Annotated in this window: 12 protein-coding genes; 6 read left to right on the top strand and 6 right to left on the bottom strand. The window is 45.0% G+C overall.

The window, feature by feature from the left end; translation table 11 throughout:
* Positions 1-97: 97 nt before the first annotated feature.
* The 3 genes from VIB_RS08015 to VIB_RS08005 form a co-directional block, all read right to left on the bottom strand.
* Positions 98-766, bottom strand: a complete 669-nt coding sequence (locus VIB_RS08015) for a YiaD family glycine zipper/OmpA-like lipoprotein (RefSeq protein ID WP_004395444.1) — start codon at positions 764-766, stop codon at positions 98-100.
* 189 nt (positions 767-955) lie between these two features.
* Positions 956-1,639 (bottom strand): DUF2786 domain-containing protein, encoded by a 684-nt coding sequence (locus VIB_RS08010; protein WP_004395443.1) that lies wholly within the window; start codon positions 1,637-1,639, stop codon positions 956-958.
* Positions 1,640-1,838: 199 nt separating this feature from the next.
* Complete coding sequence (locus tag VIB_RS08005) at positions 1,839-2,528, bottom strand: DUF3334 family protein (protein ID WP_004395442.1); 690 nt, start codon at positions 2,526-2,528, stop codon at positions 1,839-1,841.
* 275 nt (positions 2,529-2,803) lie between these two features.
* Between VIB_RS08005 and ydiJ the strand changes: the two genes are divergently transcribed.
* Together ydiJ and VIB_RS07995 are read left to right on the top strand one after the other, a co-directional pair.
* Positions 2,804-5,872: a D-2-hydroxyglutarate dehydrogenase YdiJ gene (gene ydiJ / locus VIB_RS08000; RefSeq protein ID WP_004395441.1), complete on the top strand. Its 3,069-nt coding sequence runs from the start codon at positions 2,804-2,806 to the stop codon at positions 5,870-5,872.
* 53 nt (positions 5,873-5,925) lie between these two features.
* Positions 5,926-6,387: a methyltransferase family protein gene (locus VIB_RS07995; protein ID WP_040904368.1), complete on the top strand. Its 462-nt coding sequence runs from the start codon at positions 5,926-5,928 to the stop codon at positions 6,385-6,387.
* Positions 6,388-6,421: 34 nt separating this feature from the next.
* Here VIB_RS07995 and VIB_RS07990 read toward each other — a convergent pair whose 3' ends face one another.
* Positions 6,422-7,147 carry a DUF3581 domain-containing protein gene (locus VIB_RS07990; protein WP_040904366.1) on the bottom strand — a complete coding sequence of 242 codons (726 nt, stop codon included), beginning with the start codon at positions 7,145-7,147 and terminating at the stop codon, positions 6,422-6,424.
* A 210-nt stretch (positions 7,148-7,357) separates the two neighbouring features.
* Here VIB_RS07990 and VIB_RS07985 point away from each other — a divergent pair, with 210 nt between their 5' ends.
* From VIB_RS07985 to VIB_RS07970, 4 genes are all read left to right on the top strand, one after another.
* On the top strand, positions 7,358-7,504 hold the full coding sequence (locus tag VIB_RS07985; protein ID WP_083797774.1) for a DUF2256 domain-containing protein: 147 nt from the start codon (positions 7,358-7,360) through the stop codon (positions 7,502-7,504).
* Positions 7,501-8,979 (top strand): FAD-binding domain-containing protein, encoded by a 1,479-nt coding sequence (locus VIB_RS07980; RefSeq protein WP_004395438.1) that lies wholly within the window; start codon positions 7,501-7,503, stop codon positions 8,977-8,979. The genes VIB_RS07985 and VIB_RS07980 overlap by 4 nt, the downstream gene beginning before the upstream one ends.
* Positions 8,980-9,199: 220 nt before the next feature.
* Positions 9,200-10,174 carry a transposase gene (locus VIB_RS07975; protein WP_004395437.1) on the top strand — a complete coding sequence of 325 codons (975 nt, stop codon included), beginning with the start codon at positions 9,200-9,202 and terminating at the stop codon, positions 10,172-10,174.
* 422 nt (positions 10,175-10,596) lie between these two features.
* Positions 10,597-11,175 (top strand): YagU family protein, encoded by a 579-nt coding sequence (locus tag VIB_RS07970; protein WP_224215253.1) that lies wholly within the window; start codon positions 10,597-10,599, stop codon positions 11,173-11,175.
* 111 nt (positions 11,176-11,286) lie between these two features.
* On the opposite strand, the gene hutH is transcribed toward VIB_RS07970, so the two are convergent.
* Positions 11,287-12,837, bottom strand: coding sequence for a histidine ammonia-lyase (gene hutH / locus VIB_RS07965; protein WP_004395436.1), 1,551 nt, complete (start codon positions 12,835-12,837; stop codon positions 11,287-11,289).
* Between the two features lie 12 nt (positions 12,838-12,849).
* Positions 12,850-14,547, bottom strand: a complete 1,698-nt coding sequence (gene hutU, locus VIB_RS07960) for a urocanate hydratase (protein WP_004395435.1) — start codon at positions 14,545-14,547, stop codon at positions 12,850-12,852.
* Between the last annotated feature and the right edge of the window lie 47 nt (positions 14,548-14,594).

Genomic DNA, 14,594 nt, shown 5'->3' with positions numbered 1-14,594 from the left:
ATGGTTGTGATCACCGCATCGGTGCTAATGAGAAAAAGGCCCAATGATGGGCCTTCTAAGTATACTCTTGTTCACTAAACTTGCCTTGTTGGAGGGCTTATTTTAGCGGCAAAATTTGAATGTCTACTCTGCGGTTACAAGCTCGTCCTTCCACAGTACTATTGGTACAAATTGGGAAGCGAGAGCCATTACCTCGCGCGATAGCTCGTCCTGGAGCGACTCCTTGTGACAACAAGAAGCTGCGCACTGACTCAGCACGACGCTCTGATAGAACTTGGTTAGTGGTATCACCACCAGTACTGTCGGTATGCCCATCAATCACTAAACTGGTGTCTGGGTATTGGACAAGAATTTTGGCTACGCCGCGTAGTGTACGATGAATGCTTGAGTCGAGTTGATAAGAGTTGGTTTGGAAACCGATACCGTTTTCCATACGCAATAAAAGTTGATTGTCGCCGACACGTTGAACTTGTACGCCTGAATGAAGCAATTCTTCACGCAAAGCTGCTTCTTGTTGGTCAAAATAGTAACCGACACCACCACCTACAGCCGCGCCACCAGTCGCACCAATTAAAGCGCGTTGACGGCGCTGTTTCGCATTATCACCAGTGGCTAAACCCGCTGCCGCACCAGCTACCGCGCCAATTAATGCTCCGCGAGTGGCGGCATTCGTTTCTGATTCGCCTGTTGTGGCATTTTGCCTTTGTGTGGCAGCACAGCCAGACAATGTGATGACCAGTGCCATCGCCAGCGTGATTTTTTTCAATGTATTCTCTCCGTGTTGGCAATATGTGTTCATTTCCGCTTATTGGCTACGCTATGTGTAGTTTATAGCCTTAAACTTTTTAAGTTTGGTTGGAATTAGCCTGAAATAAACAAAACTTATCGAATAAAGTCAATCCATTGATCTAAATTTTACATTCTCATCACTTAACTGAGCGTTATAGACGCAAGGTTATTTAAGTCGTTTTGGCGCTTGTGCACCATCAATCGGTCTATTAACGGAAACTTTACGGCCTTTTTTGAGCCCGACTTCATAATCTGCGGTGATGTTCTTCATCGCATCACGTAGCTGTTGCTTAAAGGTTTCCCGATCAATATTTTCGAACTCTTTATCAATGTAACTGTTGATTTTATTCATTGAGTTTTCGTCAGGGGTAATGGTTGGCAATTTTTCCAGTGCGCCTTCTACCCAACCGGATAAAAACGAATTTACGCGCCGCGAGACTTCTGTCGTTGGTGTGCCACTGCCAGCAAAGCTGTTGCGAAACTGCCCAGTCTGCTCATTCATTTCACGATAAACAATATCAAAAGCAAAGGCGGCAAAAATCGCTCTGTCTGCCTCACCGATAAATTCGACGCGTTTTAAACCTTTATGATTGATCAAAACGGCTTCAACACCAAATTTGGTATTAATGCCTCGGATAATACGTAAGATGCCGGAACTGATGGAGGCAGGAAGAAGATGAGTTGATTGGGTTTTGCCCATTTTAATAAACTCAATATCGTCTTTATCCAACCCATATTTGAGCATCAGCCGATGAGCCATTTTGATCGCGTTGGCCGCTTCATTGACATTAGCGGAGTTACCTAACTCTAGGCATTTGGCTATTTTTTTTAAGGCTTTTTGTTTATCCATCGAATTATAAAATCGGTTCCGCAGCGCTAAGAAAAGTCAGCTATTTTACCGTTTTTATCTAAGGAGTGAAAGGGATGCTGGATATTCGCCTACTGGCGGGACGAATTAACCGGTAATTCGATGTTATCTTGATGGTAACTTGAAGTTGCTGCTCGGTTGGTAAGCGACAACTTCAAGTAGGGTAAAGATAGAGGCTTGTTTAAATACCTAGTTCATCGAGTAAATCGGCGGAGAGGTCACTATTTGCTTGGCTTGCCGCTTTATTGGCCGCTTTGTCGGCCATCTTTTGTTGTGTATCAGCTAAAATAGAGTCTGGACTTTCATCTTCCTGAATTTCAAAGTCTTCCAACTGAATAAACTCAGTGCGATCCATGGCCAATTCTAGGTAGAAAATATTATTATTTTCGGTCGAGAAGGTTACGCGGCGGGCTTGTGGTCGGTCTAAGTTAGTATCAACCGATAAGTTAACCTGTTTGTTGAGTGACAACATTTTCGGCTGGTTTTGAGTGATGTTGGTTTGTAACTCTTTGCGTACTTTATTGGTGAAATCACCGACCAGTTGGTTCATTAGTTCACCGAGTACATCACCGACCTCGTCAGAGGTGTGTAATACCGCGAGTTCATCTTCTGGCATGCCCATGTTGCGCATATATTGGGTATACACTTCTAAAGCGGCTTTAGAAGTGAAGTTAATTACCACTAAACCAGAAAATCCGCCGTCAAACAAAACGAAACAGCCAAAGTCTGGTTTGAGTGAAGTTTTGGTGATTTTTTGTACCATTGCCGAGTAGGTGATGTTCGACCCCGTGGCTGAGGAGAGTACGGTTGAAACCGATTGACAAAGTTTCAATAGAATATCTTCTGTGGTAACGACTTTATTTTTTTTCATATCTAGGTCCATGAATGTGTCAGGGCTAAGTGGTTAATCAGTGACCGCTTAGGAAAGTAGGCGACGAAAATGTATCTTTTTTTACTTAACGATAGCTGGATTTAGCTGACCTTCAACTCTTCCGTTATCTAAAAAATGGCTTAACTCTATTGTTGTTAAGATTCTGATTTGATCACTGATTTAAATGTTGTAAAGTGACCGGACTCAAAAAAATAAATTAAAACTCACCCATTACATAGCGCTGATTGGATCAGCGGCGTTCGGGCAGGAAGCAAATGTTACCAAGACTTCACCTCCAATCTGATGTTGATCCGGTTGTTTTAACCTTTTTGCATGAGTTAAAAACAGCTGGGTTTACGGGCGATATCGAAACACAGTATGCCAGTCGTTTAGCCGTGTCTACTGATAACAGCGTTTATCAGCAACTTCCACAAGCGGTTGTCCACCCCAAAACCAGCCATGATGTTTCGCTTATCGGTCAATTAAGTATTAGGCCAGAATTCGAACGTGTCACGTTTTCTCCGCGTGGAGGCGGGACCGGCACCAATGGTCAAGCCTTAACCAAAGGGATTGTGGTTGACTTGTCTCGCCATATGAATCAAATCCTTGAAATCAATCCAGAGCAAGGTTGGGTAAGGGTTCAGGCTGGTGTGATTAAAGATCAACTGAATGATGCGGTGCGTGCTTATGGCTATTTTTTCTCGCCCGATCTCTCTACCAGTAACCGAGCTACATTGGGTGGGATGATTAATACCGATGCTTCAGGCCAAGGTTCACTCAAATACGGTAAAACCTCCGATCATGTTCTCTCGCTACAAGCGGTATTTTCCGATGGGTCAATCTTAGAAACCGACGGTTCACGGGGCGACCCGCAAGCCAATAGCTATGCTGAAAAGGCCATGCAGGTTACCGAAGCCGTCTGCCGTGGCCAGCGAGAGCAGATAGTCGCCAAGTTTCCGCCTTTAAATCGTTTTTTAACTGGCTATGATTTAAAAAATGCTCTTGATGAACATACTGACGAATTTAATATCACCCGCGTACTCTGCGGCGCAGAAGGTTCATTGGCCTTTATTACCGAAGCCAAACTCAATCTCACCCCAATTCCTAAAGCGCGAACCTTAGTTAACATCAAATATGACAGTTTTGATTCGGCATTACGTAATGCGCCGTTGATGATTGAAGCCAATGCGTTATCGGTTGAGACGCTAGATTCAAACGTACTCAATTTAGCGAAACAAGATATTGTTTGGCATAGCGTCAGTGATTTATTAACCGATGTGCCGGGCAAGGAATTGCTCGGCATCAATATGGTTGAGTATGCAGACCAAGACCCAGAGCAGGTAAAACAATTAGTCACGCAATTGACCCAGCGTTTAGATGTGATGATCAGTCAGCAGCAAGCGGGGATTATTGGTTATCAGGTGTGTGATGATTTAGCCAGCATTAACCGTATTTATACCATGCGTAAAAAAGCGGTAGGTTTATTGGGCGCGGCGAAAGGACGAGCTAAACCTGTGCCATTTACCGAAGATACTTGTGTACCACCGGAGCACTTGGCGGATTTTATTAGTGAATTTCGCGCGCTGCTTGACGAAAAAGGCCTCAGTTACGGTATGTTTGGTCATGTGGATGCGGGTGTATTGCATGTGCGTCCCGCGCTTGATTTATGTGATCCCAAGCAAGAGTTAATGATGCATGAGATTTCCGATCAAGTCGTTAAGTTGGTAGCAAAATACGGCGGTTTAATGTGGGGAGAACATGGTAAGGGTTATCGCTCTGAGTACGGCCCTGAGTTTTTCGGAGCGGAACTCTTTACCGAATTACGCCGAGTGAAAGCGGCTTTTGACCCTCACAATAAGATGAATCCCGGTAAGATTTGTACACCGCTCAACAGTAGTTTTGAGTTGGTCAAAGTATCAGATACCAAGCGTGGCTATTTTGACCGGCAGATTGACGTTAAAGTTCGTGATAGCTTTAAACAAGCGATGGAATGTAACGGCAATGGGCTATGTTTTAACTACGACACTAGCTCTCCGATGTGCCCATCGATGAAGGTCACTGCCGACCGTCGTCACTCGCCGAAAGGTCGAGCGGGTTTAGTGCGTGAATGGTTGCGTCAACTGACTGAGCAAGGGATTGATATCCTCGATTTAGAGCAACAAGCTTTGCAGAAAACAGCCAGTGTCAAAAGCCTATTGGATCGCGTTCGGCAGCGTATTCGTCCCTCTCATGAGTATGATTTCTCTCATGAAGTGTATGAAGCGATGAATGGTTGTTTAGCTTGTAAGGCTTGCGCTAGTCAATGCCCAATTAAAGTGGATGTGCCGAGTTTTCGTTCGCGTTTCTTAAATCTTTATCACACTCGCTATCCACGTCCGGTTAAAGATTACTTAGTCGCGAACATTGAAACCATGTTACCGCTGATGGCGAAAGCGCCACAAGTGGTCAATGCGGTTATTGGTCAGCCATGGATTGAGCGCTTAACGGCGGCGACAGTTGGTTATGTCGATACCCCTCGTTTATCTATTCCGACCTTAGCGGCACGCGCTCGTCGCCATAATATTGTGCCGTTTGATCGTCAACAATTGATGGCGCTTTCTCAGCAACAGCGCTCTGAACATGTGATTATCGTACAAGACCCGTTCACCAGTTATTATGACGCGCAGGTGGTGGAAGATTTTATCGCTCTGGTCATTAAGCTGGGTAAAAAGCCCATTTTGCTGCCGTTTAAGCCCAATGGTAAAGCGCAACATATTAAGGGTTTTTTACAACGCTTTAAGAGTACAGCAACCAGTACGGCTGGCTTTTTATCTCAAGTCGCGGATCTTAATATTGCTATGGTTGGGGTTGATCCGGCTCTGGTACTTTGTTATCGCGATGAATACGTGGAAATTTTAGGTCAGCAACGGGGCGAGTTTGAGGTGCTTACTGCACATGAATGGTTATTGCCACGTTTGGCTGAGATGCCATCGCAAGCCAATGTTACTCAAGCGAATATTGATCAAGGACAGGCGCGACAAGAGCCTTGGTATTTACTAGCGCATTGCACCGAAAAAACCAAGTTACCTAATGCTGAAAAAGAGTGGGGGCAGATCTTCAGCCATTTTGGCGCCAAATTGCAGACCGTACCTGTAGGTTGCTGTGGTATGGCGGGTACCTTCGGTCATGAAGTGGATAAGCTACAGATGTCGAAAGATATTTATGCGCTAAGCTGGCAGCCGAGTTTGGAAAAATTGCCCAAAGAACGCTGTTTGATGACCGGTTACTCTTGTCGTAGCCAAGTGAAACGCTTTGAGGAGATACAACCAAGGCATCCTATCCAAGCTTTATTAGAGGTCTTGTAACTAACGCTAGCGGTCATCTTCGGATGGCCGTTTAACCGATGAGGAGGGGAGTTATGCGTTATTTGGAACTGAAAATTCCACCGGTGGCATTGTTTATCGTGGCAGTGGTACTTTGTAATCGGTTAGCGTATCTATTTAGTTTTGCCGATCTTGCGCTTCCATATACTAAGCTCATCTTTGCATTGTGCATTATGTTATCGGGAGTGGTCGGTATTTCTGCCGTTGTACAATTTCGTCGAGCAAATACTACGGTCAACCCAACCAAACCGGATCAAGCTTCTACTGTTGTCGATTCAGGGATCTTTAACTACAGCCGTAATCCTATGTATTTAGCATTACTATTGCTATTGATTGGCATCGCTTATTGGCATCACAACATAGTGAGTTTATTGGTTGTTTTTGGGTTTATTGGTTATATGAATCGGTTTCAGATCCAGCCTGAGGAGCGAGTATTAGAGCGGGTGTTTGGTGAGCGTTATACTCATTATAAAGCGCGAGTTAGGCGTTGGATATGATATAGCTCCACCGATAGTGGCGGAGCTGAAATGATTAGGCAGCTTGTGATAACTCAGCTAGAAAACGCACTTTGCGGTCGTTAAAGCGCTGCACTAAATCATCAATATCGGCTTGGTTATAAGGCTTTAATCCACTGGCAACCATACGTTTGATACCTTTGCCGACTAATTGGCCTTGATCTTTAAAGGTAAAATTCAAGGTCACGACGCCTCGTTTACCATCGACATCGAAGGAGGCACCGCTAAACTCAACTTCTGGATGGCTAAGATCCAAGCGCTCAAATTCCACTTCCATACTTTCATAAATCACCAATGGACGCTGGCAGTTGATCATCACTTGTTGCTGCTCCATCAGTGGCACCATAATGTGTGGAAAGTTCATGCCTGAAAATTGGACATAACTTTTAATCACATGCTCAATAAACACCGCATCGTGGGAAACTTCTCCCTCGCGTTGCATTAATAAATATTCTTTACCAGATTCATCCACCAACGCACTCATTTGGCTGCATTGATTTTCAACATGCAGCGCAACGCCATCACTGACCATGCCGGAGAAGGTAAAGCGCATTTTTTGGCTAATACCGTTTTTTTTCAAGAGCACTGCAAACAGCAGATCGCCGGGTACGCAAAACCGCTTACTGTCTTCGTCGTGGATCGGATTGAAATCACCAGCCACTTTCTTGGCAAAATGGCTCGCTTGTCGGCGAGTAAATTGAAATTGATGTTCAGCAGATGAAAAATAAGGTTTAAGCAGCATAATCAACACTTGTTCATAAAAACTGTTGCCGATTATAGCCCCAAGAAAAGTTTTAATGGTCCAATCAGTGTTAAATTGTTCACAATTTGTGCCTTTTGGCAGAAAGAAAGGATTTTTAGCTTATAAAACAGCATGTTTTTAGCTATAACCGTGATCGTGGTTGTGAAGCTTCACGTAATTAAGATCACGATCACTAATCAATCAATGGCCATGACAAGTCATCAAAAAGCCTTTTTACCTGAAAAACTCTGCTCAGTGTGTAAGCACCCCTTTCGTTGGCGGAAAAAGTGGCAACGTTGTTGGAATGAAGTGAACTATTGTTCAGAACGGTGTCGTCGTCAGCGAGGTAAAGTATGATGAGCACTACATCCATCAACATTGTTTGGTTCAAGCGTGATTTACGTTTAAGTGATCATCCCCCCTTGTGCGCTGCATTAGATAGCGGAATACCGACGCTGTTGGTGTATTTCTTTGAGCCCATGCTGCTCAATGACCGTCATTATTCTGAGCGCCATTGGCGTTTTGTCTGGCAATCACTACAAGATATCAATCAACAGCTCGCTTCATTTGGTCATCAGATACTGATTGCTAATGTCTCGGCTGAGCAAGGTTTGGCGACATTAGCGGCACATTTTTCGATTCAAGGTCTTTATTCTCATCAGGAGGTTGGCCTTGTTAATACTTTTGAGCGTGATATTGCCATTCAGCATTGGTGTACAGAGCAGGGGATAAGTTGGCATCAAAGTGCTTATGGTGCAGTGCGCCGCGCTGCAACCCACCGTCAAGGTTGGGATAAGCACTGGCAAGCTATTATGCGGGCGCCATTAGCAATGCCGAATATCACTACACAAGGACTGATTTCTGTTTGTGCTACGGATTTAGGTTTGGATAACAATGTACCATCAGCTTGGCGACGTAAAGAGAAAGGGCTACAAACGGGCGGTGAGACACTCGCTAAACAGACATTAGAGGATTTTTTCCAGCGCAGAGCAAAAAATTACTACTTTCAGATATCCAGCCCGTCGCTCGCCCGATTGTCATGTTCACGTATGTCCCCTTATCTTGCATGGGGGAATATCTCATTGCGCGAGATGTATCAAACGCTACTCAGTTATTGGAATGCTGCAGGCCTAAGGCGGAGCTTAATTGCGTTAGCTTCACGGTTACACTGGCATTGCCATTTCATACAGAAATTTGAATCAGAATGTGAGATGGAGTTTCGCTGTGTAAACCGTGCTTATGAGCCGCTTCTGGCGCAAGCGTGTCAGCCGGATACAGAACTATTGGAAGCTTGGAAAAGCGGCCAAACCGGCATTCCATTAGTCGATGCCTGTATGCGTTGTTTGTACCATACCGGTTATTTAAACTTTCGTATGCGCGCAATGTTGGTGAGTGTGTTGACTCATCATATGAATCAAAATTGGCGTGCTGGGGTCGGGCACTTAGCACAGCTATTTTTAGATTTTGAACCAGGCATTCATTATGCTCAATTTCAAATGCAGGCTGGGGTGACTGGGATCAATACGATTCGAATTTACAACCCAATCAAACAAGCTCAAGAGCATGACGCGCAAGGTGTTTTTATTCGGCAGTGGGTGCCTGAATTGGCAGAAGTACCACTATCTTTGCTGTTTGAACCGTGGCAAATGAGCCCTATGGAAGCCATGATGTATCAATTGCCCGCCGATAGTCGCTATTTAAACCCAGTGATTGATGTGGCAGCTTGCGCTAAGCAAGCGCGAGATAGGTTATGGGCTTGGCGCAAACGAGAGGATGTTAATCGTGAAGCTCAGCGTATTCTTGCCATTCACGCGCGGGTGAATATGAGGTGATGGGGATTTTTGTACAAAGACAGGGGCTGGGTTAGCTAAATTTATAGTGCGTATTTGTTCGGTTTTCTGATCATTGGCCAAATTTTGACGGATGTTATGGGACATATGGCGGATGTTATGGGACACACACCAAAAGTATGGAAAAAGTATGATTTTTAGTCTTTTGGTGATTCGATAGCACATTTAATCATCATTTATTGCTAAGGTTCCTTCACGTTTAATGGAGGATACTACTTTGACCACCGCTCGACAACAACTGGTTTCTACGGATGTAACATCTTATTATCACTGCATTTCTCGCTGCGTGAGGCGTAGCTTTTTATGCGGAAAAGATACGCTGACCAATCGTTGTTATGAACATCGAAGAGAATGGATAGAACAAAAAATCTATTCGTTAACTAACGTCTATTGCATTGATATTTGTGCATACGCAATCATGAGCAATCACTACCATTTAGTGGTAAATATTAATCAAGACAAGGTGTTAAACCTCACGCATCATCAAGTCGTTGATCGCTGGAGCCAAGTTCATAAACTCCCAGTACTAATCCAACGTTGGCAAAATAAACAACTCACTAGCCTAGCTGAACAAACGCGCTGCATTGAACTAATAGACGTTTGGCGGGAAAGGTTATCGAGCTTGAGCTGGTTTATGAAAGAGCTCAATTACGACATTGCTTGTAAAGCTAACCGAGAAGACAATTGCACTGGACACTTTTGGGAGAGCCGTTTCAAAAGCCAAGCACTACTTGATGAAAAAGCACTGGCAGCGGCAATGGCTTATGTTGATTTAAATCCTATTCGAACGGGGATCGCTGATACCCCAGAAACCAGTGAATTTACTTCGATAAAAGCCAGAATTGATGCACTAAATAAAAATTTAGTGACAGCGCCTTGCTTGCATCCTTTTATTGGTAATCCAACTAATGAACTGCGAGAGGGGATCCCTTTTCGTCTGATGGATTATTTAGAGTTGGTTGACTGGACCGCTCGCCAATATCGAGACGGCAAAGCGTCGATGAGCGATAAAATGCCAAATATCCTGTCACGGTTAAGTTTTAATACAAGGGATTGGCTAAAAATCTGCACTAGTCTAGAGAAGTCGCGCGCGACAGCTATCGGTACTCGGCCTCAGGCAGCAATAGCGAAGGTGGTTTTTAAAAAACAAAAGATGCACCTGTATCTTTTGGAGTAAGTGTTAGCTTTACTATAAAAACTCAGCATAAAAACTAGACCAGAACCTTTGCTGGAATTATGCATTCTTTTAATTCAATCAATATACGATATCTACCTACTTGTTATAACCTCGTTTTAATTAATTTAGTTTAAATAGACCTTGAACGCTTGGAGACAGAGTTAGTTTCACTATCATTTGATAAGTTTTTAGTACTAATCCTTAGAAATGGAGTTATTTGGTGTGTGTCCTGTAAAAGATAGTAAAAGATAAAGGTATACGAGAGAGATGAAGATATCTTGGAGTATGCTGATAACTACAGCTACACTGAAATCACATGAGCATATGATGTTTACTGTACAGCTATCTTCGAAATCAACAGTGGATGGTCGTGTTTTTACTGACAGTGCAAGAAATTGTGCGAGCCAAAAAGGATCTCGAGAATGTCCTCTCAAAACATGAATAGATTTGATTTTATTTTAGACAAAAAAAATGCCATGGTTTTGGTGCTTGCTACCTTTATTGGGGGCTTTATTAGTTCTCTCGTAAAATCAGGTACTGAGGCTAATATGCCGCCACGTATAGCGGGTGAAATATCGCCGCCTGCCGCGAATATTGATGCTTGGTTAGGATGGCTAGGAGTAAACTCTCATTCGCTGGATTATGTTTATCAAGGCATTACTATCCCTGGTGCGGTAATGCTTTATCACTGGCTATTTAGTTTTGCTTTTGCCTTTGTTTATATTTTCATCTCAGCAATAGCACCCAAGATAAGACTTTGGTATGGGGCAGTGTACGGAATTATAATTACATTAGTCATGCATGGTCTATTGATCCCCGCATTAGGTTTTCGACATCTAGCGTATCTTGATGGACAAGTAGGATGGTTATGGAATCTTAATGGTTATGAGTTTTGGAGTGAGATGATCGGCCATATTTGTTGGTCCGTTTCGATTGAGGTCAGCCTTATTGCTGTTTTAGCACTGCTTGGAAAACCGATCATAGGTAATTGGGCTAAGTAGGTTGTCTATAATAGCGGAGATTTTATAAGCTAATCGAATGCACGCTGCGCTGATATAGCACAGGGATTAATCTGATGATCAATCCCTGTGTTAGTGGATTACCTTTTATTATCAAATGGTTACATGATGAGTAACACTTGGCAGCAAGCCTTCAGGCATTAAAGCATTATGTACTGCTTGTTTGAGCAACTCGTTCGCTTGTTGTATGTCTGGTGCAAAGTAGCGATCTTTATCATAAAACGATACTTTGGCGCGTAATATCTGCTTGGCCAGTTCAATGCGTTCAGAAGAGCGATGCGGCGCACGAAAATCTAATCCTTGCGCGGCTGAGAGATATTCTACCGCCAAAATCCCACGCGTATTTTCTGCCATATCACGCAGTCTTCTGGCGGCAAAGGTTGCCATGGAGACGTGATCTTCTTGATTCGCTGAAGTGGGTAAACTGTCAATCGAGGCTGGATGGGCATAGGTTTTATTTTCACTCGCTAGTGCAGCCGCGGTGACTTGGGCAATCATAAACCCTGAGTTGACACCGCCATTATCAACCAAAAAGGGCGGTAGTTTACTCAGCGCACTATCAATTAACAGCGCCATGCGTCTTTCTGACAAGCTACCAATTTCGGCTATCGCTAAGGCGAGATTATCGGCAGCCATTGCCACAGGCTCGGCATGAAAGTTACCGCCAGAGATAATATCGCCATCATCAGCAAACACCAGAGGATTATCAGATACCGCATTCGCTTCAACGCAAAGCACTTCCGCAGTTTGGCGAATTTGCTGCAAACATGCCCCCATCACTTGTGGTTGGCAGCGTAGCGAATACGGGTCTTGCACCTTTTCGCAACCTGAATGTGAATCCCCAATTTCACTACGACTATCAAGTAAATGACGATAGGCGGCTGCCGCATCCATTTGGGTACGATGACCACGCACTCGGTGTATGCGCGGGTCGAATGGTTTACGGCTACCTAACGCCGCTTCAACGGACATTGCGCCGCAGACGATTGCCGAAGCAAACAGATCTTCGGCCATAAATAAGCCTTGCAGCGCGAATGCGGTTGAGGCTTGAGTGCCATTGAGCAGCGCCAGTCCTTCTTTAGGCGCCAAAGTAATCGGTGATAGACCAGCAATGCGCAGTGCCTGAGCACCGTCAATGATCTCCCCTTGATAACGTGCCTGTCCCTCACCGAGCAATACGGTGCTCATGTGGGCGAGAGGCGCTAAGTCACCTGATGCCCCTACTGAGCCTTTTTGCGGTACGCAGGGGTAGACTTGATGATTGACTAAAGTGATTAAAGCCTCAATGACCGATAAACGTATGCCTGAGAAGCCGCGCGCTAAGCTGTTAATTTTTAACACCATCATTAAACGCACGGTGTCATCGTCCATCCATGCGCCAATGCCAGCAGCGTGGGAAAGGACAATGCTTTTTTGCAGCGTTTCTAGATCTTCAGGGGCGATTTTGGTGTTAGCCAATAAGCCAAAACCGGTATTGATCCCGTACACGGTTCGGCCTTCTGTGATCACTTGCTCGACCACTTTGGTGCTTTGTTCAATCGCTGGAATCGCGCTTGGATCTAAACTCAAGCAGACAGGGGATGAGTTAATGTGGCGCAGTTGGCTCAGCGTCATCTCGCCGGGAGTAATGGTTAAGTGATGCATGGGTTATCCTTATTATTTTAATTGAGCCAACTCTGCGTTAAGCATAGGTAAATCGAGTTTTTGTTCCGCTGCGCAGCGCTTGGCGATGTCGTAGCCAGCATCAGCATGACGCATTACCCCGGTAGCAGGATCGTTATGCAGCACTCGGGCAATGCGCTCGGCTGCATCGTCACTACCATCACAACAGATCACCATTCCTGAGTGCTGTGAAAAGCCCATACCAACGCCGCCACCATGATGAAGCGAAACCCAAGTCGCGCCGCTGGCCGTATTGAGTAGCGCATTCAATAATGGCCAATCAGAGACGGCATCAGAGCCATCAAGCATCGCTTCAGTCTCTCGGTTAGGGCTTGCCACTGAACCAGAATCTAAATGATCACGACCAATAACGATGGGCGCTTTTAGTTCGCCATTTTTGACCATTTCATTAAACGCGAGTCCCAACCGTTGACGGTCTTTTAAACCCACCCAGCAGATACGCGCTGGTAGGCCTTGAAACTGAATGCGTTCACGAGCCATATCAAGCCAATTATGTAAGTGAGGATTGTCAGGGATGAGTTCTTTAACTTTTTGATCGGTTTTATAAATATCTTCCGGATCGCCCGATAAAGCCGCCCAGCGAAACGGTCCGATGCCTTCACAAAATAAGGGACGAATATAAGCAGGAACGAAACCGGGGAAGTCGAACGCGTTAGCAACGCCCTCTTCTAAAGCCATCTGCCGAATGTTATTCCCATAATCTAAGGTTGCCGCGCCGCGTTGCTGCAAGGTGAGCATGGCTCGTACTTGAGTGGCCATTGAGGCTTTAGCGGCTGCCGTGACTTTAGCTTCATCTTCTAAGCGGCGCTGCGCGGCTTGCTCCATGCTCCAGCCTTGCGGTAAATAGCCATTGAGTGGATCATGAGCTGAAGTTTGATCGGTCACCACATCAGGCGTGATATTGCGCTCAACTAACTGCGGGAAAACATCCGCGGCATTACCTAATAAACCGACCGAAACCGGCGTCTCTGATTCATAAATAATCGCTAACGCTTCATCTAAGCTAGTGGCTTTTTTATCGACATAGCCAGTGCGTAGACGATAATCAATGCGCGATTCATCGCATTCAACGGCAATCATTGAAAATCCTGCCATGGTTGCCGCGAGTGGTTGAGCGCCGCCCATACCACCGAGCCCACCGGTTAAGATCCAGCGCCCTTTGGCTTGACCATCAAAATGTTGTTTAGCAACCGAGACAAAGGTTTCGTAAGTGCCTTGGACAATGCCTTGTGAACCAATATAAATCCATGAGCCGGCGGTCATTTGCCCATACATCATCAGTCCTTGTTTATCGAGCTGATTAAAATGCTCCCAATTCGCCCAATGAGGGACTAAGTTTGAGTTGGCAATCAACACTCGTGGTGCGTTTTTATGGGTCGGGAACACTGCCACCGGTTTGCCCGATTGAATTAACAGCGTTTGATCTTCTTCAAGACGCTCTAATACCTCGACGATTTTATCGAAACATTGCCAGTTGCGCGCCGCGCGGCCAATACCACCGTATACCACTAATGCATGAGGATGTTCGGCAACCTCAGGATCTAAGTTATTCATTAACATGCGCAGTGGTGCTTCGGTCAACCAAGATTTCGCGCGCAGAGTCGTGCCGTGCGGAGCACGAATAGTGCGAGTGGTATCTAAACGAACATCGTTATTGGGTGGTTGTGACATGGTGTTGCTCCTTATTCATGGTTCCGTTTGCGGGTCAAACCCTTTTT

The organism is Vibrio metschnikovii CIP 69.14 (assembly GCF_000176155.1).
GTDB classification, from domain to species: domain Bacteria; phylum Pseudomonadota; class Gammaproteobacteria; order Enterobacterales; family Vibrionaceae; genus Vibrio; species Vibrio metschnikovii.
The sequence above is the reverse complement of the archived record's forward strand: the minus strand, read 5'-3'. Positions and strand labels throughout refer to the sequence as shown.